This is a genomic window from Bacillus sp. 1A (genome assembly GCF_052682215.1).
Genome location: NZ_JBQYLZ010000001.1, coordinates 4,394,043 through 4,416,960, shown reverse-complemented (window position 1 = coordinate 4,416,960; position 22,918 = coordinate 4,394,043). Strand labels below are relative to the sequence as shown.

The 22,918-nt window shown below is 35.7% G+C and carries 22 protein-coding genes and 1 other annotated feature; of the genes, 19 read left to right on the top strand and 3 right to left on the bottom strand.

Annotation, left to right across the window (positions count from 1 at the left end):
* Nucleotides 1–11 precede the first annotated feature (11 nt).
* From ACUN0F_RS22560 to ACUN0F_RS22520, 9 genes are all read left to right on the top strand, one after another.
* Nucleotides 12–1,370: a hypothetical protein gene (locus tag ACUN0F_RS22560; protein ID WP_445540188.1), complete on the top strand. Its 1,359-nt coding sequence runs from the start codon at nt 12–14 to the stop codon at nt 1,368–1,370.
* 16 nt (nt 1,371–1,386) lie between these two features.
* Complete coding sequence (locus ACUN0F_RS22555) at nt 1,387–3,123, top strand: hypothetical protein (protein WP_445540187.1); 1,737 nt, start codon at nt 1,387–1,389, stop codon at nt 3,121–3,123.
* Nucleotides 3,124–3,144: 21 nt separating this feature from the next.
* A complete protein-coding gene (locus ACUN0F_RS22550) occupies nt 3,145–5,559 on the top strand; it encodes a hypothetical protein (protein WP_445540186.1) in 2,415 nt (804 codons plus the stop codon).
* Between the two features lie 15 nt (nt 5,560–5,574).
* Entirely contained in the window at nt 5,575–7,578 is a 2,004-nt protein-coding gene (locus ACUN0F_RS22545) for a hypothetical protein (RefSeq protein ID WP_445540185.1), read from the top strand.
* A gap of 12 nt (nt 7,579–7,590) precedes the next feature.
* Complete coding sequence (locus ACUN0F_RS22540) at nt 7,591–7,971, top strand: hypothetical protein (RefSeq protein ID WP_445540184.1); 381 nt, start codon at nt 7,591–7,593, stop codon at nt 7,969–7,971.
* A gap of 15 nt (nt 7,972–7,986) precedes the next feature.
* On the top strand, nt 7,987–8,946 hold the full coding sequence (locus tag ACUN0F_RS22535) for a hypothetical protein (RefSeq protein WP_445540183.1): 960 nt from the start codon (nt 7,987–7,989) through the stop codon (nt 8,944–8,946).
* Nucleotides 8,947–8,959: 13 nt separating this feature from the next.
* Nucleotides 8,960–9,208 (top strand): hypothetical protein, encoded by a 249-nt coding sequence (locus ACUN0F_RS22530; RefSeq protein WP_327988834.1) that lies wholly within the window; start codon nt 8,960–8,962, stop codon nt 9,206–9,208.
* Nucleotides 9,209–9,277: 69 nt separating this feature from the next.
* The gene (locus ACUN0F_RS22525; RefSeq protein WP_445540182.1) at nt 9,278–9,775 is read left to right on the top strand and encodes a phage holin family protein; all 498 of its coding nucleotides are present in this window, start codon (nt 9,278–9,280) and stop codon (nt 9,773–9,775) included.
* Between the two features lie 78 nt (nt 9,776–9,853).
* Complete coding sequence (locus ACUN0F_RS22520) at nt 9,854–10,912, top strand: N-acetylmuramoyl-L-alanine amidase (protein WP_445540181.1); 1,059 nt, start codon at nt 9,854–9,856, stop codon at nt 10,910–10,912.
* Nucleotides 10,913–10,971: 59 nt separating this feature from the next.
* On the opposite strand, the gene ACUN0F_RS22515 is transcribed toward ACUN0F_RS22520, so the two are convergent.
* The 3 genes from ACUN0F_RS22515 to ACUN0F_RS22505 all read right to left on the bottom strand — a co-directional run bounded on the left by ACUN0F_RS22515 (nt 10,972) and on the right by ACUN0F_RS22505 (nt 13,512).
* Nucleotides 10,972–11,109 (bottom strand): hypothetical protein, encoded by a 138-nt coding sequence (locus tag ACUN0F_RS22515; protein WP_170879373.1) that lies wholly within the window; start codon nt 11,107–11,109, stop codon nt 10,972–10,974.
* Between the two features lie 11 nt (nt 11,110–11,120).
* On the bottom strand, nt 11,121–12,197 hold the full coding sequence (locus ACUN0F_RS22510; RefSeq protein ID WP_445540180.1) for a response regulator aspartate phosphatase: 1,077 nt from the start codon (nt 12,195–12,197) through the stop codon (nt 11,121–11,123).
* A gap of 568 nt (nt 12,198–12,765) precedes the next feature.
* The gene (locus tag ACUN0F_RS22505; RefSeq protein ID WP_283791055.1) at nt 12,766–13,512 is read right to left on the bottom strand and encodes a hypothetical protein; all 747 of its coding nucleotides are present in this window, start codon (nt 13,510–13,512) and stop codon (nt 12,766–12,768) included.
* A gap of 109 nt (nt 13,513–13,621) precedes the next feature.
* Between ACUN0F_RS22505 and ACUN0F_RS22500 the strand changes: the two genes are divergently transcribed.
* The 10 genes from ACUN0F_RS22500 (at nt 13,622) to argS (ending at nt 22,839) form a co-directional block, all read left to right on the top strand.
* Complete coding sequence (locus ACUN0F_RS22500) at nt 13,622–14,269, top strand: HD domain-containing protein (RefSeq protein WP_445540179.1); 648 nt, start codon at nt 13,622–13,624, stop codon at nt 14,267–14,269.
* A complete protein-coding gene (locus tag ACUN0F_RS22495; protein ID WP_088080137.1) occupies nt 14,266–16,161 on the top strand; it encodes an ABC-F family ATP-binding cassette domain-containing protein in 1,896 nt (631 codons plus the stop codon). The genes ACUN0F_RS22500 and ACUN0F_RS22495 overlap by 4 nt, the downstream gene beginning before the upstream one ends.
* 75 nt (nt 16,162–16,236) lie before the next feature.
* On the top strand, nt 16,237–16,968 hold the full coding sequence (locus tag ACUN0F_RS22490) for a Bax inhibitor-1/YccA family protein (RefSeq protein WP_001260655.1): 732 nt from the start codon (nt 16,237–16,239) through the stop codon (nt 16,966–16,968).
* A gap of 106 nt (nt 16,969–17,074) precedes the next feature.
* Complete coding sequence (locus tag ACUN0F_RS22485) at nt 17,075–17,329, top strand: DUF4318 domain-containing protein (protein ID WP_046959282.1); 255 nt, start codon at nt 17,075–17,077, stop codon at nt 17,327–17,329.
* 158 nt (nt 17,330–17,487) lie between these two features.
* Complete coding sequence (locus ACUN0F_RS22480) at nt 17,488–17,826, top strand: single-stranded DNA-binding protein (RefSeq protein WP_046959283.1); 339 nt, start codon at nt 17,488–17,490, stop codon at nt 17,824–17,826.
* Between the two features lie 164 nt (nt 17,827–17,990).
* Entirely contained in the window at nt 17,991–19,118 is a 1,128-nt protein-coding gene (locus tag ACUN0F_RS22475; protein WP_445540178.1) for a conserved virulence factor C family protein, read from the top strand.
* Between the two features lie 3 nt (nt 19,119–19,121).
* Nucleotides 19,122–19,505, top strand: a complete 384-nt coding sequence (locus tag ACUN0F_RS22470) for a thiol-disulfide oxidoreductase DCC family protein (protein ID WP_445540177.1) — start codon at nt 19,122–19,124, stop codon at nt 19,503–19,505.
* 83 nt (nt 19,506–19,588) lie between these two features.
* Nucleotides 19,589–20,023, top strand: coding sequence for a BrxA/BrxB family bacilliredoxin (locus tag ACUN0F_RS22465; RefSeq protein ID WP_000063705.1), 435 nt, complete (start codon nt 19,589–19,591; stop codon nt 20,021–20,023).
* Between the two features lie 49 nt (nt 20,024–20,072).
* Nucleotides 20,073–20,849, top strand: coding sequence for a class I SAM-dependent methyltransferase (locus ACUN0F_RS22460; RefSeq protein ID WP_088080140.1), 777 nt, complete (start codon nt 20,073–20,075; stop codon nt 20,847–20,849).
* 40 nt (nt 20,850–20,889) lie between these two features.
* Nucleotides 20,890–21,105, top strand: a binding site (T-box leader).
* A 45-nt stretch (nt 21,106–21,150) separates the two neighbouring features.
* Nucleotides 21,151–22,839: an arginine--tRNA ligase gene (gene argS, locus ACUN0F_RS22455; RefSeq protein ID WP_445540176.1), complete on the top strand. Its 1,689-nt coding sequence runs from the start codon at nt 21,151–21,153 to the stop codon at nt 22,837–22,839.
* Nucleotides 22,840–22,918: the final 79 nt, after the last annotated feature.

Here is a 22,918-nt window from a genome sequence, read left to right as displayed (position 1 = left end):
GCGTGAAATAGATGGCATACGTTGAAAAAATAGTTACAGAAGCAGATTTTCAAAATTCACTCATCAATTTAATGACTGAAAACGGTTGGAAGAAAGTCAAAAACTTTTATAAATACATTCATAAAGTAAAAGAGCAAGGAAGCAAAGATAACATTACTAAACTGTATAAATATTGGTGTGCAAAACATGTTATCTTACAAAATTCAGATGGTGGCATGTACGGAATCGTTCAAACTTGGGCTTGGGAGACTAAAACAAAACTAAATAGTGATTTATCTACAGATGAAGGAAAAGCAGAATTCCAATCTTATGTAGAAGATAATCCAAGATATAAAGATCGTTCTTGTATGTATCTATACATGATAGAACATGTTCCAAATTATCAAGACAATAGCATGATTCAAATGGGTGCTCAAGACGGTGTGGAATTTCAATCTATTATGGACGTGGAATTAGCTGAAGTAAAGGTTACTTCAAATAGAAACGTAAATCCTGAAAGTGGGGAAGTTTATTACACATATTCCTACGAATATACAGATCAACCTCAATTGATGATGTCCCCTTGGGTAAAGTGCTCATTTAGAAACCCTAAACTAATAAATATAGATGCCGATTCAAATTGGTGGCCAGATTCAATGGTTCGTATTACGGGACAAGTAGATAAATCTCGTGTGGTTCTTCTAATACAAGCTGATAGAACGCCTGCTTTCGATAATAACTCTGTTCCTGTAATTCCTGTTTATATGGGAAAATTAGAAAGTTATGCAGCTGATGACACAATTGCCGACGCTCTATGGGCAGGCACCGCTTACGATGAAGGTTCAGAAGTGTCTTCACATAAATATGACTTTGAAAATAAAACTCCATTTAGGGATGTAAAAAAATATATGCCGAGAACAAAATCGTATCCTAAAAACCCAGGTAACGGTATTGATAACATCATAATCAAGCGATCACGTTTCGGAGCAAGGTACCAAGCTCATTATCTAGCGTGGAATGTTCCACCTAACATGATGCCACCAGATAGAAAAAGTACAACCGGTGGCCAGTATCCGAACGCATGGCAGAATCATGAGAATGATGAATACAAATATCAATTTAACCCTTCTGTTTACAGCAACAAAGTACATACGTCACGAGCGTATATTGTTCATCCAGAAGAAGGTGTACGCGGTTATATGCCTTATATCGTTCTACTATCACCTTTAGGTTTATTAAATGGAGATAAATTGAAAGTAAGACAAAATACTTGTCCAGATACCCATGACATTTATCGTTTCTTTACGGTCGATGCAATTTCACCAATTACAAAGTTACCTGCTACTGCTTATCGACCAGCTGGATTAGGAATTTACGAAAAAACAAGATAAAGGCGGATGAATATAAATGTGGTTTGATAAAATAACGTATTTGCAAACATTACCAAATGACTTAGAAAAAATGTTTACCACTAATGGATGGAGTAGAAAACTATTTTTTAGGATTCGTAGTGGAATTAGTAAGTTTATCGATGTTCGTTTATTTGAAGCAGCCGGAAGTGATGGAGAACGTAGAAAACTAGGTGTAGCAACTGCGTACGATACGAATCTATCAGATTTTACCGATAATAGATACATTACAGCGGATTCTCCATTAGGTAAATTAGGTATAGGTGACGGCACAAAGAAAGAATTTCAAATGCCTGTATTTCCAGTCACAGAAAGCTCTCTTATTGTTTATATAAATAGTATCGTAAAAGATAAAAAAGGTTACACAGTGAATGGTCGTACTGGAGAAATTAAGTTTACTGATGCACCAGCGAAGAACGATAAAATTACATACGAATGTAAACTGGCTGGTGATGCTTATGAGCCTTCAAACGATATGATTTTCTTCACTTACAGCCAATACTTTATTGAAAAAGAAATGAAATTATCAGATCAAGCAAGTAATTTAGGGAATGGGAATGGAACAAAAACAGAGTTCCAATATCCATTCCCTAATTTCGATGAGTCACGCACCATTTTTTATAAAAATGATGTCATTATCTCACCAGAAGAATACACATTTACTGAATCAAAAGTTGTGTTTAAAAAGGCACCCGCAAGTACGGATAATATTAAAATGGCTGGCTTCTATACAGTTGAACCTAACGCAGATGGAACCATAGATACAATAACAACAACTAAATCTTTTGATACAGAAGATATGTTAGGCATTATGAATTCGGTGTATTCAGCGTTAAATTTCGCCAACCCTTCACCGTATACACCGATTAGTTTCACACCAGAAAAACGGTTTACACGGGATTGGAAACGAGATTCTGTCGTGTATATGTATGGCAATGCCAATAGAGATCGTATAGCCATGTTTATGCGTGTAGATCCAACACCTGCTCCTGTTCGTGCTTTATTCGTCCCTGTTTATATTGGCCGAATGTACACATTTGATAATGCACCACGAAGAAATATGATAATCGCAGCAGGTTGTCGTTCAGGTGATCAATTTGTATATTCTGCAAATAAAAAAGTCGGAAATGCAACGATAGATTATGGAGAAAGCACAAGTAACGGTAATGAAACGATACAATTGGCACAATCTTATACAGGTTCCATGTACCAACATCATTATCTTTCTTTCATTACTCATAATATGGATGTTGATAATAGCCAGGGACGCTTTAATCCGTCTGTGTATAGTGGTAAATACCATTTGTCTCAAGTATATATTGTTCATCCTAATGATGGGTATGTGGGTAAATTAGATGATGTTTATGCGGTCCATCCAAAAAACATCCAGCAGGCTGATGAATTAGAAATTGAAAAAACAGTTTCTAATGAAGTTTTAGGAAAAGGTAACGGGGCGCGTAAGGTGTTTCACTTAGAACACAAACCTAAAGGCGATACCTTGAAGATATTGCGATCTTGTATAGAGGTACCAAAGGGAGAATATGTGTACAATCCCGATGATAAAACCATTACATTTAATGAACCACCGGTAAATGATGCTGAAATTATAGCTTATTATGAAATGGCACAATTATACCGCTATACATTACCAACAACACCCGTTTCGCCTATGACGCAAGCAAAAGCAACGCCTTTCAATCCAATTGGCTTAGCGATCTACAAAGAAGATATCTAAAGATAAGGGGGTAGCAGAAGAATGAGTGAAAAAGTTTATTCTATTGCTTCCCCTTCTATATGTACCAAAGAAAAAAGTCATGTTGTCACAATTGGTTCTGGACCTAATAGAAATCAGAGAACCTATTCTTTTTCTATTACTCCGGCAAATACGGAAAACAAGAATGATGTTGAGTATCCAATTTGTATCGCTCCTTATGCAAGACATAAAGCGGTTAGAGAAGATAATGCAATAGTCACTGCGACGAAAGTACGAGCTAAGGGGATCTTATCCAGCGTCATTGAGGAAGCGATCAGACAAAACGAAATTGATGCTTCTATTTCGGACACAACTGATTTTGAATTAAACCGAATTATTGATGTGGCCAATTTAGAAACGCAGCATTCCCAACGTATTGATAGTGTGCCAGTGCAACTTATTTCTGCGGATGAATCCATACAACATGAACGAATTTTTAATATAGACCATATCGAAGGGGTAGAGAGCGAAAGACCAAATGAAAGCAACGCGGTTGTACATCATGCAAATGAATCACAACTTATAACCAGAGAATACGAAGCAGCTCGAATCATAGAGCAAGATATATTAAAAAATAAATTACGTGAATTCGTATCGGCTGGCGTCGATGAATTACCAGAATGGGTAAAAGTCGCTCGTGTGCTATATGGCGAAGAATTTTATGAAGATGTAAGTTCAATTGTAACCAGGGAAATGCAAGGTGTATATAACGAGGGCACTTTATCAAATATCGTTTCTCCAACTATCGATGCATTAATTAACACAGAAGTTTGTGGTGAAACAACACGAAAAGAAATAGAAACCCGTTTGCCAGATGATGACGCAACATTTACAACGGAACATGAATTACAGGCTTCTTTAGAAGAATTCGATTTATTCGAAGGTATGGGCACTCCTGTTTATCTTCCGGATTATGACTTGTTCGCTAGGATTCAAAGAGAATTGGTAACCAACATTGAAATACAACATGATTTTGAACGTAAGACAATAATAGAAAATACCGATCTACTTCCGAGTGATGATTTAACAGCCGCAGAAAGAGAGCCTGTTATAGATGCTACTCGTATAGATTTTGACTCTTCTATTCGGATGAAGGAACTTTATGCAGATTCTATTATGATAAATGATTCAAATAAGCATGTAGATGTATTTGCTACAGAAAGCAGCGAACCTTATACATTTGAAAGAATAAATGATCAGTATGCTGATATCGTACATATTCATAATTCCGAGCTAATCGTAAAAGAACTTGAAACTATTCTTCACGATACACAGGTATCTGTAAAGAAAGAAAGTGTATTTACTGTAGAAGTTACAAATTCACAAGAAAGCGAAATTACTTCGCGTATTTTATCGGTTGAAGATATCGCTGCAAGTACCACTGCACTAAAAATACAAAATACATTTGAAGTAATAGAAAGCAGCAAAGAGGAATTTATACGTTTAACCGAATTAACTGCAAATATTGCACATATAGACGGTGCTGATCGCTTATTAAATGAATCACAAGCGGATGTATTTGAATTAGTTAGTGCGGATAAGGAAGGTTCACCAGTACTTGTAGATGTAGCTGAAAGCATTTTATCCGAATTAAAAACACAAGATATTCTCACTACTATAGAAGACCATGATTTTATGGCTAATAAAACAATAAAAGAATTACCAGCTTCCATAGAAGAATTTGATTTATTTGAAGGTATGGGGATTCCTGTATACCTTCCTGAATTTGATTTATTCGGCCGTATTCACAAGGAACTAGAAACACGCATTACGTTCTTTGAAGATGCTTCTAAATTATCACAAGTAATGCAAATGCAAATAGATCAAACAGTTGTATCGGAAAAAATAGAAAAAGAAATTCTCACTATAGCAACCCAAGAAGTAGCTTCTGACATCGTTCCAGTTACCTTAGATGCACAATGTATCGATTTAGACGCTTCTTATAGACAAAATACACAACAAGCTCTTATTACAGAGCAAAAGTCCTTTAACGGTATACGTGAATTTTATGGTGGAATTATTTCTGAAATAACACTAGCAGATAGGGATGTTATAACAGATACAAATGTAATTGAAACTGTAGATGCAGCAAGAGAATCTGAACAATATGCAACCGTTAGTGAATATGAATTATTAGAGCGACAGGATGTTGTAGAAGTTGTGACTAACGAAGTGGATACATTTGATAGGGAATGTGAATTAGAGAGCATTACAGAGGAATATGAGCGATTTGAACGCAAACCAGAACGAGAATCAATTATAGCGGATACTGAACAATTCAAACTGGCGAGAGTACTTGATACAGAAAAACCAGATGAATTAATAGTTATCGAAAAAGAGAATGATGATCCGAAGTTATGGCTACGTCATAGCCGTCAATCTTGGTGGACAAATTCAAACTGGAAGAAAACGAGATAAAGTGAAGGTGATAGAATGGCAACACCCCAATTAGGTAATAGTTTACCTAGTCCAGAATTAGGATGGACGCGCAAGTTTTGCAATAAATCTAATGTTGGTACCTTTTTTAAAAATATCCGCGTAGGAAATAATAATTTTTATGCAAGCTGGCAATATATAGGTGACGATGCAAAACCCAATGAAGAAAGTTCTTGGTATAATGTCTCATCTATTAGAGGTTCTGATGATGATATATTTTCTTTCGAATTCACTGGGACTTCTTTTCGAATACTGCAAAAGTATTACAACACAAATCGTCGTAATATTATGGTAAGAATAGATAATGGAATATGGATGAACGGTTCTGTAATACGTGTTGCCGGTTCAAAATTTAGGGTTTGTTTTGAGAAATTAGACTTACCTAGGGGGACTCATAAAGTAGAGGTTATTGCTTATGGTTTCGCCGCTGGCTCTCTTGATAGCGACAATAATACAATGATAAGTGCTATTGATTACGCAGATTTTAGCACTAAAGTGGGGGATGTTTTAAAAGAACCCGAACCAGGTTGGAATCGGTTTGATGATACAGATAAAAACATTAAGTATATAGGCGATTATTGGATGGCGTATCAAAACGAGTTGGATATGTATTACAATAGATCCGCTCACCTCAGACCTTATGACAAGCCTGGAGCCCATCTGGTTCAGTTTACGTTTACAGGTACTGGTTTAAGATTAATAGGGGTTAATTCAAACAATGTAGATTTTAAAGATAAACTGACTCAAGTTACTATAGATGGTGTACAAGCAGGAACTTTTCAAATGTATCAAACTACATTATTGTACCAATGTATTCAGTTTGAGAAATTAAATCTCCCAACTGGAGTTCATACTGTCACTATTAGTACAGATGCATGGCATTTAGATGCTGTCGATATTCAGAACGGTGAATTGATTTCAGAAGACTTAAATAAAAAAACAAAAGTATCCTTATACGAAAAAGAAAGCGGAAAAATATTTGTAGATGATTTTGATTCCATAAATCCAAATTGGCTTATGTCACCATCAAATGTATTTAATATTGCTAGCAAAAAAGGATTCTTACGTATGAATCATTCGGCAGATAAAGACGTTATGCTTTTAATCGATAAACCACAAAGTAACTTTGCAATCCAAGTTATTGCGGATTATGCTCCTACAAAAGAAGGAGATGCAGGTGGCTTACTAATCTATCAAAACGAGAAGAATAAAGTGGAGTTTCTTGAATCCTATTCCGCTAATAGTTCACAAAGCAATAAAGAGTGGATGGCAATATGTAAGGAAGATCAATGGGATTTTCACACAAAGACAGATACATTTTTTGATTATGCGGATAACGATTCGTTAGCAGCAAAAAGAATTGGTGTTGTTCTAAAAAGAGGAACTTCAGAGGGATTTGTACCGCTAGACATCAATAAAATTATTATGACAACAAGCAATATGTTACGTCTGCGCCAACTATATGAAAATTATAAGGTTGTATTAAAAGATACTGCAGATAATACTCTTTCTACTAATATCGTAGCTGCAGCTCATACAGGCATTGATATTCTACTTCCTTCCTTAGAGTTTGAGGGAATCATAGAAATATATGATGAGGAAAACGAACTCCTAGCAAAGAAACAAGCTACCTTCTATGGTGGAGATATGTATTGTATGGGTTCATCCCTACAAATCAAAATGAATAGCGAAGAATTAAATACAACGGATCCAACGAATTTAGGTTACATGTTGAATAATGAGCAGATTGTAAAAATGACTATCGTAAATGATAACATTGGCGCTGCTACAAATATAAAACTATCCATAGAGCAGTACATGGAGAAAGTCGGTTATACCTGGGCGCTCATTTCCTTAGATGGTACTAACTATTCGAATGAAATACAGATTGATTCAGTTGCTGCACAAGATACGCGTGATTTTTGGGTAAAAGTTGTGAAGGACACAAATTTCCTAGCATTCGAACCAATTTATTTTAATATTCATCTAAAACATAATTGAGGTGAATACAATATGGGAACTGTAATGAAATTATATAGATATACATCTGAAAGTGAGATTACACCATCAATCCTTATTGAGAGAAATGTACAAATTACAATTGAACCAGGAAAAACTCTATATACTCCACTGGATGTAGGTTGTAATAAATACGATATTCGTACGATTCAAGTTACAAATGATTCGAATGTTGAAGCAATGCTAGTTATGTACGACCAAAAAGAGAACGGGAATCAAATTTATAAAAGCTTATCAGAAAAAAGAACGTACGATATTTTATCCATTCCTTGTGAGGATAAAGATCATACAAACAAGGTACATCTTTATATAGAAAACAGGGGTGTAGCAACCTCTACTTTTAATGTATCCATGAAAGCAATACGTTTAAGTTAAGGAGGAACATGTAAAATGACAAATAAAATTTGTAAGTTACACAGACTAGAGCGCAGAGAAGTCTTTATGAAGATTATCGATGAAATGCAAAAAGCTGGATGGCAGCAATTAAATGCTGATGCGCCATCAAAAGATAAAATTTACGTCATGTACTCAAGCGGTAACGATGGTACCAAACATAATTACATAGAATTACGTCCATTTGATACAAATGCCTCAAATGAAATTTTATTAAACACTAACTCTTATAATGGTTATGATATAAGAACACCCAATAAGTATATGACAGATGCTAGCTTCAGATTGATTAATAGCTACGATGAAGTAAAGGGTATAGGAAAAGGAGGAAGTACTGGTGTTTATCCCCTAGCTTTTCATCAAGGGAAATCTAGTGGTTCAAACTCAGTAAACCATTTAACCTATTCCATACTGATGGTAGATTTATACTTATATGTTGATAAAGACACTGTTATTTATTGTGTTTATGAAAATGATGATAACTATCCAGATCGAAAAAAGAAAACAGTAATAGGATTTTTCGGCCTTCCAAGTGAATGCTACCAGCAAGAAACATTTTCACAACTTTATGGTTCATCACCATTTAGTGTAATGGTAAGTGCTGGTTCTAATTGGAGTAACAATAATGCATTAACAACAGATAGATCCAGATTTAATTTTTATGGAAATGGTACGAATGCGATTGTTAATACTTTCTTTTGGGAGAAAGTATTTTTAAAATCTCCAACTCCGGAAGGTAATATGATATTTACACCTCTTTACATGGGGGATAGCACGGATGGATTAAGAGCAAAGTTTGATGGTTTTTACATATATAGAGGTTCAAATTATGTAACTGGCGACATCGTTGAAATTTCTCAAGGTGAAGAAGTACAAAAGTATAAAATATTTAACACTTACTACTCTGGTGTATGGGGTTCATTTAGTGATCCACAAGTTGCGTTACGAATAGAATAAGGCTGGTGATTTTATGACGATAAAGGGCATTATATTTCAACCGAAAACCCTATATCAAACCGCAAAACGAAATATGCAAACACACAAAGGTTCAAAATTAGAAATCAGTAACATGTATATTACAGGAGTTAGAGCAACTGCTATACGAAAAGGGGTTATGTTAGATTTCTCCCGAAACGAAAGCAACACTACTGAAAAAGCAGTAATGAAACCACCACGTACTGAACCACTAGAATACGCGTGGAAGAAAATGAACATATAACTTTATCGAAATTGAGCGTGCTGCAGCAGGCTTTTTTATTTTGGCCAAAATTTGAAAGGAGGTGAGAACTTGGAACGAATTCAAGAACTTATCAAGGCATTGAATATAATCGATATCATTACAAGTACTCAATTTAAAGTAGGTGGTGTTATAGGTGGTGGATTAGGAACAATAATTAATTTACTATATGGCAAAGCAAATTTAATTTGGATAGCTATTTACTGCTGGATTATCATGCTCGACTGGATTACTGGTAGTAAAGCTTCAAAGCTAGATGGAACATACTCATCACAATACGGAATTGAGGGCATCACGAGAACCGTGGTGCTTTTATCATTGCCGGCTCTTGCACATTTATTTGATATCGCTCTTAAACTACCTGACTTCTTTTTCTTCATGGTAGTAGGCGGATTGAGTTATCACATTTTTAATAGTTTCGCTGCAAACTGTGCACGAATTGGCTGGGAAAAATGGATTCCAGCATGGTTATTAGAAAGTGTAGCATCCGAAATCCAAGCAAAAATCCAAAGATCTGATGCAAGAAAAGAAAAACAGAACAAACAATAAAAATACACGCCTTACATAAGGAGAGCATTGTCAAAAGACGGTGCTCTTTTTGTTTGGCCAAAAAGGGGGAAATACACAATGAAAAAACCAATTAAACTATTTAGTTCATTATTTATGACTCTATTGCTCTTATTTTCGTTCGCTACGGCTTCTTTTGCCGATAGAGTACTAATTATCCAAGACTTGCCGAAACAAGCATATCGCTACGGTGTGGGCGCTTATGAGGGCGTTGTAGCACATAGTACAGCAACACCAGAAGCACCAGCAATTAATATTCAGCGTTACGAATCTCGTACATGGCGTTCTGCATTCGTTCATTATGCAGTAGATTGGGATGAAACAATCCAAATTGCCGATACAAAATATATTGCTTACGGTGCTGGACCAGCTGCAAATAAAAGATTTGTTCACGTAGAACTTTCCGAAACTAGTAATCCAGCTAAGTTTAAATCTTCTTACGAACGTTATGTAAAACTATTAGCTAAGATTTTAAAAGATAGAGGAATTCACCCAAGCAAAGGATTATGGACACACAAAGATATTACTTATAAATTAGGTGGCACCGACCACGAAGATCCGCTTGATTATCTACGTAGTCACGGTGTATCAGAATCACAATTCAGAGCAGACGTACAAAAGGCGTATGAGGGCGCAACAGTTACAGTTAAACCAAAACCACAGGAACCTATTCAAAACATTGTAGGAGCAACAGGAGTAGCTTATATCGATGGATATAATGTAAACCTTAGAAGTGGGCCATCAACAAATTACGGTATTATCCGTCAATTAAGTAAAGATGAATCCTATCAAGTATGGGGAAAACAAGGTGATTGGTTAAATCTTGGTGGTAATCAATGGATTTATAACAATCCATCCTACATTAAATATCAAGGAGAACAAACTTCTGCTACAAGTTCTGAAGTAGGAAAACGTGTTGTTTCTAAAGTGGACAACCTTCGCTTCTATGATTCTGCTTCTTGGTCTGATAAAGATGTAGCAGGAACGGTAGATGAAGGGCTTGGATTTACTATTGATGCTAAAGTATCTGTTAATGGTTCACCACAATACAAAGTGCACAACAGTAAAGGCACAACATACTATATAACTGCAAATGAAGCCTATGTGTATGTGAAGTAAAGGAGGGCCTACTCTATCATGAGTAGGCCCTTTTTTGTATTTATTTTAAACTAATTAAATTAACCACCTGTGTGACCGTGCGAGTATTGTACAACTTCTTCAGAGGATACTTGTGTTTCTTTTGGGGTGTTTGCATTTCCTAAGATTAAGGTAAAAGCAGTTAATATTCCTAATGAATAAAGAATTGTTTTTTTCATTTTAGTGCCCCCTAAATAATTTTTTTGTTCATTGTAGAACATAAATAAAAATACTCACTTGACTTTACATGATCATTTTCACGATAGAATTTTAGTGCTAATTTTTCATTATATTCCTTTACATACTCATATATATTTTCTCGTTCAAAATATACATTACCTGCTAATACAATTTTTTCTAATTCTTCCGCACATACATCTTTTGCTATTGCTTGTGAAATTTTAAAGTGATGTTCATATTCTTCATTTTTTAAATCTGTACTAATTTTCAAGCCTTTCTCAAACAACTCTAATGCTTTTTCTTTTTCCCCAATTTTTTCATGTTCACATGCTGCAATCAATATAGCCTTATAATCATTCGGTAATTCTTTAATGACTTCTGAAAGGTGACGAATAGCTAAGTCTGATAGTTTTTGGTTTGCGTACATAAACCCTAAATTGTGACGCACATATAAGATAGCCTGTTCTTCTTTTTGTTTTTGGAAAATATTCATTGCAGACATAAAAAATTCCTCAGCTGTTTCAAATTCATTTAAATGTGTACAGATAAGACCAGATACGTTATTGCAATATCCTATATTTATTTCGTATCCGTTATATTTAGAGAAGATTTCTTCTGCTTTGGACACTTGTTGAAATGCAGGTATATACTGCTGATGGTGACAGTTAAATGTAGCGAGTTTGAAATAAAACTCTGCATGCTCTAACTGATCTGGTATTTCTCTTAGTTTTATTTCAGCCTTATCATAGTAAATTTTAGCTAAGTTGTAATTTCCGACTATCGTCGAATGCATCGCCTTAAAAAAGTAATAGTAGTATATAAGAAAATCATCTGTTGGAATATTAAAAGATTCGATTTTGTTGAAACTATCTTTTCCAATACTTAAACTATCAACTAAATATTGATGACGAAAATCTAATAGAGAGTAGTATAAAAGTAAGTTTTGATTTTCTTCCATAATTTTTATTTTTTTATCAATTTCAGTTTTTAATAGATGTGCATTTCTTACATGTCTAGCGCGAATTTCAATGTACCATTCATTCAGCGTTTGCATGATTTGTTCATTTGTTTGTGCCTGAACCTCCATACAACAACCTCCCCTTAGAGTTACAATGTTTATTATTTCCATTTATTTTAACACGCCTTTAGATATATAAAATTTTAAGAACTTGATATAATATATACAGAATATTCAGTTTTCTTAAATGTATATAAAGAACTCTAGATTTTTAGTGTTTTCCATAAAAAAGAAGGCGTATATACGTCCTCTTTTTATTTTAATTATGACCAAATTATATTTGAAATAACATAAGGGATAATGTTCCAGTATATCAAGCCCGTTAACAATAATGTCTGGACGTGGCTTACTATCAAGAAACTGTCCGAGTGCCAATAGGAAAAAGTGTTGGTTTCTCATATGAATTTCATAATTGAGAATTGGTTTAAATAACCGGTGCACCAACAGCAAAATGTGATTCATATATTTGCGCACATTTTGCTCACATTTTGTTCACGTACTATATAAAAAAGTATGAAAATCTATAAAAATAATTATTTTAATAAAATTTGTTCTAGATATACAAAAGTGCCAAAACCCTTGTGGTATAAGGGTTTTGGCACTTTTGTGTTTTTTATATTATATCAAATAAACAATCCTAAAACTGCTCATTCTTCTCCCAAGATTCCACAATATAATGTGCAATCGTAGGGTTGAATCCTTTCCCAACTAAAAACATAATCGCAGCAACTTCTGTTAAAGCGTGTTTGTGTGATGTATGTTTTGCTTCATTTAAACCGTAATCTACCCAAGGTTTTACGAAATCTAGTACAGGTTTCTTTAAAGGTAAAAACTGTGTACCGACAACTTGTTGAATTTGTTGTTGTGTTGGTTCTGTAATTGGTCCAGGCGGTAAGATTTGCGGTTGTGTAATATCAAATGTTGGTCCAGGGGGTAAAATTTGTGGTTGTGTCGGATCAATTGTTGGTGGTTTAGGCGGTGAGACACGTGCATCGTAGTTTGGTTGGTACATTTGTTGTTGGTATTGCGGTTGTTGTGGCTGATTTACGTATGGATTTTGTTGATATTGTTGTTCTTGATTTTGTGGTGCTACATATGGATTTTGCTGAAATTGTTGTTCTTGATTTTGCGGTGTTGCATATGGATTTTGAGGATATTCGTAATTTGGACGTGTGTCGTATGGATTTTGCTGAAATTGTTGTTCTTGATTTTGTGGTGCTACATATGGATTTTGTTGATATTCAGCTTCTTGATTTTGTGGTGTTGCGTATGGATGTTGTTCATATTGTTGCTCTTGTTCTTCATATTGTTCTGTGTATCTTTGTTCCTGTTGCTGAGGATAAAATGGTTGTTGTGGGTAAGGCGGTTGATTATTATAGAACATGTTTATTCCTCCTTCATGATGATGCCTACCACCCAGTGTATGGGCGGACAAGAAAATATGTGATGAAAAAATGCGGGCGTGTTACAATAAGTAACTGGGTGAAGATAAAATGACAAAACAAGAAAAGATTCAAAAAACAATTACTTTTGTAAAACATATTTTAGAAAAAGATGCGAGTGGGCATGATTGGTATCATATTGAACGCGTACATAAACTGGCGATTTCTTTATCCGAGCAAGAAGGGGGAAATCGTTTTATAATTGAAATGGCAGCATTACTTCACGATGTGGCAGATGAGAAGTTAAATGAAAGTGAAGAAGCAGGAATGAAAAAAGTTTCTGATTGGTTAGAAGAGTTACATGTTGAAGAAGAGGAAAGTAAACATGTTCTTCATATCATCGCCAATATGTCTTATAAAGGTGGTCATGGCGGTAAAGTGGATTCACTTGAAGGGAAGATTGTTCAAGATGCGGATCGCTTAGACGCTCTTGGAGCAATTGGAATAGCTCGCACATTTGCGTATGGTGGAGCGAAAGGGAGATTAATGTATGATCCAACTATTCCTCCGCGTGAAGTGATGACGAAAGATGAATATAGAAAAAATAACGATCCATCTTTAAATCATTTTTATGAAAAACTTTTGAAACTAAAAGACTTAATGAACACGAACGCAGCAAAACAAGAGGCTGAAGTTCGTCATCGTTATATGGAACAGTTTATTGAACAATTTATGAAAGAGTGGAATGCACAAATATGAAAATGTTAACTGTGGAAAACTTATCGAAATCATACGGAGAAAAACCGTTATTTGATGGATTATCATGTAGTATTACAGAAGGACAACGTGTCGGGATTATTGGTGTAAACGGTACTGGTAAATCGACATTATTAAAAATTATTGCAGGGTTAGAAACTCCTGATACAGGTGATATGACGCATTCACGTGGTTATACAATTAGTTATTTATCACAGCAACCAGAGTTTGATGAAAAGCTAACTGTATTAGAGCAAGTGTTCCATGGTGATACACCTTTAATTCGTCTTCTTCGTGATTATGAACAATCGTTATTAAATATCGAAAAAGATCCAAGTAATGAAAAAGTACAGGAACAATTATTTGCAGTGCAGCAACGTATGGATGCGATGAGTGCATGGGAAGCAAATGCGAATGCAAAATCGTTATTAACGAAATTAGGAATTACTGATTTTACAGCAACTGTTGGAAACCTATCTGGTGGACAAAAAAAGCGTATTGCAATGGCGCAATGTTTTATTGAAACACCGGATCTATTAATTTTAGATGAGCCTACGAACCATCTTGACCATGAGACAGTTGAATGGTTAGAGGAATATTTAGCACGATATAATGGTGCCGTATTACTTGTAACCCATGATCGTTATTTCTTAGATCGTGTGACGAATCGTATTTTCGAATTAGACAATGGAAAACTGTATAGTTATGAAGGGAATTACAGTACGTTTTTAGAAGCGAAAGCACTTCGTGAAGAACAAGAAATTGCGCAAGAATCAAAACGTCAAAACCTATATCGCCGCGAACTAGCATGGATCCGCCGCGGTGCAAAAGCTCGTTCGACAAAGCAAAAAGCACGTATTCAACGATTTGATGAGTTAAAAGGTCAAGAAGGACCAGCTGCAAAACAGTCAGTTGATATTGCGCTTAGCGGGAGTCGCCTTGGGAAAAAAGTACTTGAGTTAAAAGATGTAACGAAAAAATTCGGTGATAAAACGGTATTACACAACTTTAATCATATTGTGAAACCAGGAGATCGTATCGGAATCATTGGAGCGAATGGAAGCGGAAAATCTTCTCTATTAAATATGCTTGCAGGCAAGTTAGCTCCTGATAGTGGTGAAGTTGAAGTAGGGCAAACTGTAAAAGTTGCTTATTATACGCAAGAAAATGAAGAGATGAATTTAAATCAACGTATGATTGAATACATTAAAGAGATTGCAGAAGTTATTCATACGACAGACGGAAAAGTAATTGGTGCATCTCAAATGCTAGAACGTTTCCTATTCCCGACGCATTCACATGGTACACCACTTGGTAAACTATCTGGTGGGGAAAGAAGACGTTTATATTTATTACGTATTTTAATGGGAGAACCAAACGTACTATTACTTGATGAACCTACGAATGATCTAGATACACAAACATTAACAGTACTGGAAGATTATTTAGAAGATTTCCCAGGTGTCGTTTTAACTGTATCGCATGACCGTTACTTCTTAGATAAAGTAGTAGATGAATTGTTCATCTTTAGTGGCGGAGGCGAAGTGCGTGAATTCCTAGGTAGTTATACGGACTTTTTAGAAATGGAAAAGACGAAAGAGCTTATTGAGAAGGCGGAAGTTCAAAAAGAGAAAAAAGTGGTAGAAGAAGCTCCGAAACAACAACGTAAACGTAAACTTTCATACAATGAGCAGCGTGAATGGGAAACAATTGAAGATACAATTGCCGAACTAGAAGAGAAAATTGAGTCAATTGGAGAAGAACTTGCGAAAGTTGGATCTGACTTCACAAAGGCACAAGAATTATCTGAAGCACAGCAGAAAACAGAAGAAGAACTAGAAAAAACGATGGAAAGATGGAGTGAACTATCAGACATCGTTGAAGGATTAAAATAAAAACAAGCTGCATATATTGAAAAGTAAAGAGAAAAACTTTACACTATTGGTAGAACCTATTTTAGGAGGGAAAAAATGAGAACATCTAATCCAATGTTGAAAAAAGAGGCATTCCGTAAAGAGGGAGCAAGCGCTTCTGCGATGACGATTGGCGGAACAGTAGGCAAAACGTTTATTATGCTTATCTTGCTACTTGCAACGTCTGTCTATTCATACATACAAATGATGCAGGGGACGATGAAGATGCCAGTACTAATTGGTGCTTTAATCGTTGCGGCAATCATCGCATTTGCGTCTATGTTCTTCCCACGTATTTCACCTTTTGGTGCACCAATCTATGCGGCAGTAGAAGGGGTTGTATTAGGTAGTATTTCAGCTGTTTATACAATGAAGTTTGGCGATTCTATCGTTTTAAATGCTGTATTACTAACAATCTCAATTCTATTTGCAATGTTAGTGTTATATGCAACGCGTGTAGTAAAGGTAACGGATAAATTCCGTACAGGCGTGATGGCAGCAACACTTGGAATTATGGTTATGTATTTAGTCGTATTTCTACTAAACATGTTTGGTGTAACTGTTCCGTACATTCACCAAGGCGGTACGATTGGTATTATTATTAGTGCAGTTGTTATCGTAGTTGCTGCATTAAACTTATTACTAGATTTCGATTTAATCGAAAATGGTGTACGTAGTCAAGCTCCGAAATATATGGAGTGGTACACTGCGATGGGACTAATGCTTACATTAGTTTGGTTATACTTAGAAATTCTTCGTTTCGTTTCTTACTTTACGAAAAATGACTAATAAAAAAATCCTGCATGAAAAATGCAGGATTTTTTTATTTTTAAAGATAAATTGATGATATGGTATAATGTGGATGTTGATAACTTGAGTTAAAGGGGGATGGAATGTGATGAAAGAGAAGAAAGGGATTATGAAAAAACTATTTTCTAAAAGTTTTTTCATAGAACTAGAAGATGCTTTAACGTATCCATCATCAGAAGTTATTATTTCCACTATCGAAAGGTATGCGGTTGAATGTCAGGAACAATTGAATTTTGAGAGTAAAGTTAAACCGATTACTTTTTACTTAGAAAATGTAATGTACCGTGTTGAGATAAAGATGGCTCGCGGTGGATATTACATTTCCTGTAGTGAAGTATAAATTTTGAAACCTTACATGTTTAATATATGTAAGGTTTCTTTTTTTCTTTTATAGCATATAAAATAATATTTTTTACTTTAAAATATATTATTTTACGCTTTTTACCCTTCATACATTTTTCTTTACAATGAAGAAAAATATGTGAGGTGGTATAACTTATGATGAATCGAGTTGTATTAATCGGTAGATTGACAAAGGAGCCAGAATTATACTACACAAAGCAAGGCGTCGCTTATGCACGAGTATGTGTTGCGGTAAATAGAGGTTTTCGAAATAGTTTAGGTGAGCAACAAGCAGATTTTATTAATTGTCTCGTATGGAGAAAATCGGCTGAGAATGTAACTGAATATTGTACGAAGGGGTCACTTGTTGGAATTACCGGACGTATTCATACGAGTAATTACGAGGATGATCAGGGGAAGAGAATATATAGAACTGAAGTTGTGATAGAGAGTATTACATTTTTGGAGAGAAGGCGGGAGGGCGCATCGCAATAAGAGAGGACTTTAAACAATGGTTTGGGGGAATTAGGTGGAAAGAGAAAGAATGAAAAAGTATGATGATGGAAAGAAATCAGCAAGATAAAGCATCCGAGTAGGTTTAGAGAGGTGGAACATGTTACAATACACGTAAGAACACGCAATAAAGGAGAGTTTTTTACGTGAAGATTAAAGCAATTGAACCGACGCCAAGTCCAAATACAATGAAAGTTATTTTGAATGAAGTATTACCATCAGGAGCGCGAAATAATTATACAAATGAAAATAAAGAACAAGCACCAATGCAAGTGCAAGAAATTTTGAAAATTGAAGGCATTAAAGGTGTATATCATGTAGCCGACTTTTTAGCAGTGGAGCGAAATGCGAAGTTTGACTGGAAAGTTTTATTACAACAAGTTCGTTCTGTTTTCGGCGAAGAGGTAGTAGAAGAAAGTGAAGAACAACAACTTGCTCATTTTGGGGAAGTGAAAGTGTTTGTTCAAATGTTCTTTACAATTCCAATGCAAGTAAAGTTAACAGATGGAACATCGGAAGAACGTGTTGGTTTACCAGATCGTTTTAAAGAATCAATTATGAAAGTACAAATGTCTGCACCAAACGTCGTGAAAGAGCGCAAATGGGTGGAACACAGTACACGTTACGGTAATTTTGAAGAAATCGGGAAAGAAGTAGTAGAAGAGATTGTTGCTGCTTATTCAGAAGAACGTGTAAATGAAACAGTTAAAGAATTATTAAACCAGGCAGGTGCTGTTGAAGTAACGATTCAAAAGCGTGAGCCATATAAAGTAACAGAAGAGATGATGAAAGATGCTGACTGGAAAAACCGTTTTGCAGCATTAGAACAAATGGATCCTACTGAAGAAGATATTTCAGTGTTGAAGATGGCGTTAGATGATGAAAAGGTTTCAATCCGCCGTTTAGCAACAGCGTATTTAGGTATGGTAAAAGGTGATGGAGTATTGCCGTTATTATATAAAGCGTTATTAGATCGTTCAGTAAGTGTTCGCCGTACAGCGGGCGATTGCTTATCAGACGTAGGTGATCCAGCAGCGATGTTCGTTATGATTAAATCTCTGAAAGATTCAAGTAAATTAGTACGCTGGCGTGCAGCGATGTTCTTATTTGAACTTGGAGATGAAAGTGCGATTCCGGCATTAAAAGCAGCGCAAGATGATCCAGAGTTTGAAGTAGCGATGCAAGCGCGTCTAGCATTAGAGCGTATTGAAGGCGGAGAAGAAGCAAAAGGTTCTGTATGGAAACAAATGACGGAGTCTCGTAAAGGGGAATAATGTATGATTGTTTTCTATGATAGTTGGTGCCCGATGTGTACGGCGGTTGCAGAACGTACGAAAAAATTAGATAAAAAGGGTAAGATGAAATTTGTTTCATTTCGAGATGAAGATGTAGTTGAGAAGTATGAACTCTCTCAAGAACTACAAAGCAAGATGGAACAAAGATTGTATATTTTAAAAAATAATGAGTGGTATGACGGGATTCATAGCATACATGTATTAGCAAAGGCCGTTCCATCTTACTGGTTTGCCGTTCCTTTTATAAAACTATCTATCATACTCGGATTTGGAAGTAAAGTATACGATTATATCGCTAACAATAGAAAACTTGTCCCAGTTGGACATTGCCGCGGTGGGGTTTGTGAAATCCCTACAAAAAAATGAAATCATCGTTATCTTTCTTTTGCACCTAGTAATAGAGCGTGATATGATGAATTTGGAATGAAAGTTGAAGGAGAGATTACACGATGTCAAATGCTTATGAAGAATACATGCGCCAAATGGTAATCCCAATGCGTCAAGAATTAGTGCGTTCTGGGTTTGAAGAGTTAACTACAGAAGAAGCTGTAACAGAATTTATGGAAAATACGGCAGGTACAACTTTAGTAGTTGTAAACTCAGTTTGTGGTTGTGCAGCTGGTTTAGCACGTCCATCAGCAGGTCAAGCAGTTGTTCGTGCTGAAAAACAACCTGATCATCTTGTAACTGTATTCGCAGGCCAAGATAAAGATGCTACTGCAAAAATGCGTGAATACTTCGGAGAAATTCCCCCATCTTCACCATCTATGGCATTATTAAAAGGAAAAGAAGTTGTTCACTTCATTCACCGTCATGAAATTGAAGGTGCAACTATGGACGAAATTATTACGAACTTAGAACAAGCTTTCGAAAAGAATTGCTAAAGAAGGGGGAGAGTAAATCTCCCTTTTTTCTTTATATAGAGGTGAAAAAATGATCGTAACAACAGCAGGAAGAACGAACAAAGAAATGACAGATTACGCAAATAAGGTAGCAGCAGAATTAAATCGTTCTTTCGTTAAACGTAATGACGTACCGGTACATAAACTACATGAGCAGTATGAACAAGATGTACTTGTTGTAGGGAAAAATCGATTAGCTATTTATCCGAGAGGAACGGAAGAGTCATTTTTCTTTCATCCAAACTCAGCGATGTTTCGTGTAAAAAGGTTAATGCGCGGAGAACACGATCCGTTTGTACAAGCCACGCAATTAGAGAGCGGGATGACAGTATTAGATTGTACGCTCGGTATGGCATCAGATAGTATTGTAGCTAGTTATATTGTTGGTGAAAGCGGAAAAGTAACGGGACTTGAAGGCAATGAGTATATGGCTTATATTATGGAAAATGGTTTGAAAACATGGTCTTCAACTGTTTCTGAAATTGATGAAGCAATGCAACGAATCGATGTGAAGCAAACGGAGCATTACGCATTTTTAACACAATGTGAAGACGATAGTTATGATGTCGTGTACCTTGATCCGATGTTTGAAGAAACTGTAATAGAATCAGATGGAATAAAAGGATTAAAACACTTCGCTTTGTATCATGATATTACTGACGAAACAATTGCGGAAGCGAAGCGTGTGGCGAGAAAGCGTGTCGTTCTGAAAGATCATTTCCGTAGTTCTAGATTTGAAAAACATAATTTTCACGTATACAAAAGAAAAAGTGCTAAGTTTCACTTTGGTGTAATTGACCCTTGCTAATTGTTTGAAAAGATGTATAATAAGCAATAATTAATTAAATATACTGTCTGTGATGAAGAGAGTAGTCTTTTTTTTGAAGGAAAGCGAGCTAGGGATGGTGTGAGCCTAGTGCGGAAGAAAAAGATGAAGCGCACTTCGGAGATGCTTCTTGAACGAATAGTAGAGTAAGCCGAGGCCCCCTGTCCTCGTTATAAACGGGAAAGTGGTTCGTAATGAACAACAAGGGTGGTACCACGGGTTAAAACTCGTCTCTTTTTTAGAGACGAGTTTTTTGTGTTTTAAAAATGAAGGAGGTTGTAGTATGGATTATAAAACGCAGTTTGCGGAAAGTTTATCTAATATTTTCACGAATGAATTAACGCAAAACCAAATTTTAGATTTAATCGAAACGCCGAAACAAGATGAATTCGGAGATGCGGCATTTCCATGTTTTTCACTTGCGAAACAATATAAAAAATCACCAGCTATTATCGCAAAGGAAGTTGCGGAGAAATTAAGTGATCCATTTTTTACGAAAGTAGAGGCCGTTGGTCCTTACGTAAATGTATTTTTTAATCGTGAAATTGTAAGTGATGCAGTATTAAAAACGGTTTTAGCGGAGAAAGAAGAGTACGGTCAAAATCACTTTGGTTGTGAAAAAACGGTAGTTATTGATTATTCCTCTCCTAATATTGCGAAACCTTTTTCAATGGGGCATTTACGTTCTACGATGATAGGTAATTCATTGAAACATATCGCTGAAAAATGTGGTTATGAAGTTGTAGGAATTAATTATATTGGGGATTGGGGAACACAGTTTGGAAAGTTAATTACGGCTTATAAAAAATGGGGAAATGAAGCAGTAGTTAAAGAAGATCCAATCCGTGAACTATTTAAGTTATATGTTCAATTCCATGAAGAGGTAAAAGACGACGAAGAACTAGAAGAAGATGGACGCGCTTGGTTTAAGAAATTAGAAGAAGGTGATGAAGAAGCGGTTGAGCTTTGGAATTGGTTCCGTCACGAATCATTAAAAGAATTTTCTCGTATTTATGAACTTCTCGGTGTTGAATTTACTAATTTTCAAGGAGAAGCTTTTTATAATAACTTAATGGAAGATTTTATTGGAATTTTAGAAGAACATGATTTGCTTGAAGAGTCTGACGGCGCGTTAGTCGTTAATTTAGAAGAAGAGGGAATGCCGCCTTGCTTAATTAGAAAATCAGATGGTGCGACGATTTACGCAACACGTGACTTAACGGCAGCTGTATACCGTCAAAACACATATGCATTTGATAAAGCGTTATATGTAGTTGGCCCAGAACAAAGCTTACACTTCAATCAATTTTTCACTGTATTAAAAAAGCTAGGCTTTACTTGGGTTGATGGAATGGAACATGTACCGTTTGGATTCATTTTAAAAGACGGTAAGAAAATGTCGACACGTAAGGGCAGAATTATTTTATTAGAAGAAGTGCTAGAAGAAGCCGTTGCACTTGCGGAACAAAATATTGAAGAGAAAAATCCGAATTTAAAACAAAAAGAAGAAGTAGCAAAGCAAGTCGGCGCTGGCGCAGTTATCTTCCATGATTTAAAAAATGAGCGTATGCATAATATTGAATTCTCATTAGAAAATATGCTGAAATTTGAAGGTGAAACAGGACCGTACGTACAGTACACACATGCACGTGCTTGCTCTATTTTAAGAAAAGAAAGTGTAGAGTTTGAAACGTGTACGTTTGCATTAAAAGATGATCATAGCTGGAGCGTCGTAAAATTACTTAATAAGTTCCCACAAGTAATTGAAGCAGCTTTCAACAAAAATGAGCCATCAATTATTTCGAAATACGTATTAGATGTAGCACAATCGTTTAATAAATACTACGGTAATGTTCGTATATTGGAAGAGAGCGAAGAGAAAGACAGTAGACTGGCATTAGTTTATGCTGTGACAGTTGTATTAAAAGAGGGGTTACGTTTACTTGGGGTGGAAGCTCCTGAGGAGATGTAAATAAATATAGTAGCGAACTGAAACCTGGGTTTAGAATGAAGTGAACCCGAATAGTGGTACATGAAAAAAACACCTCCTG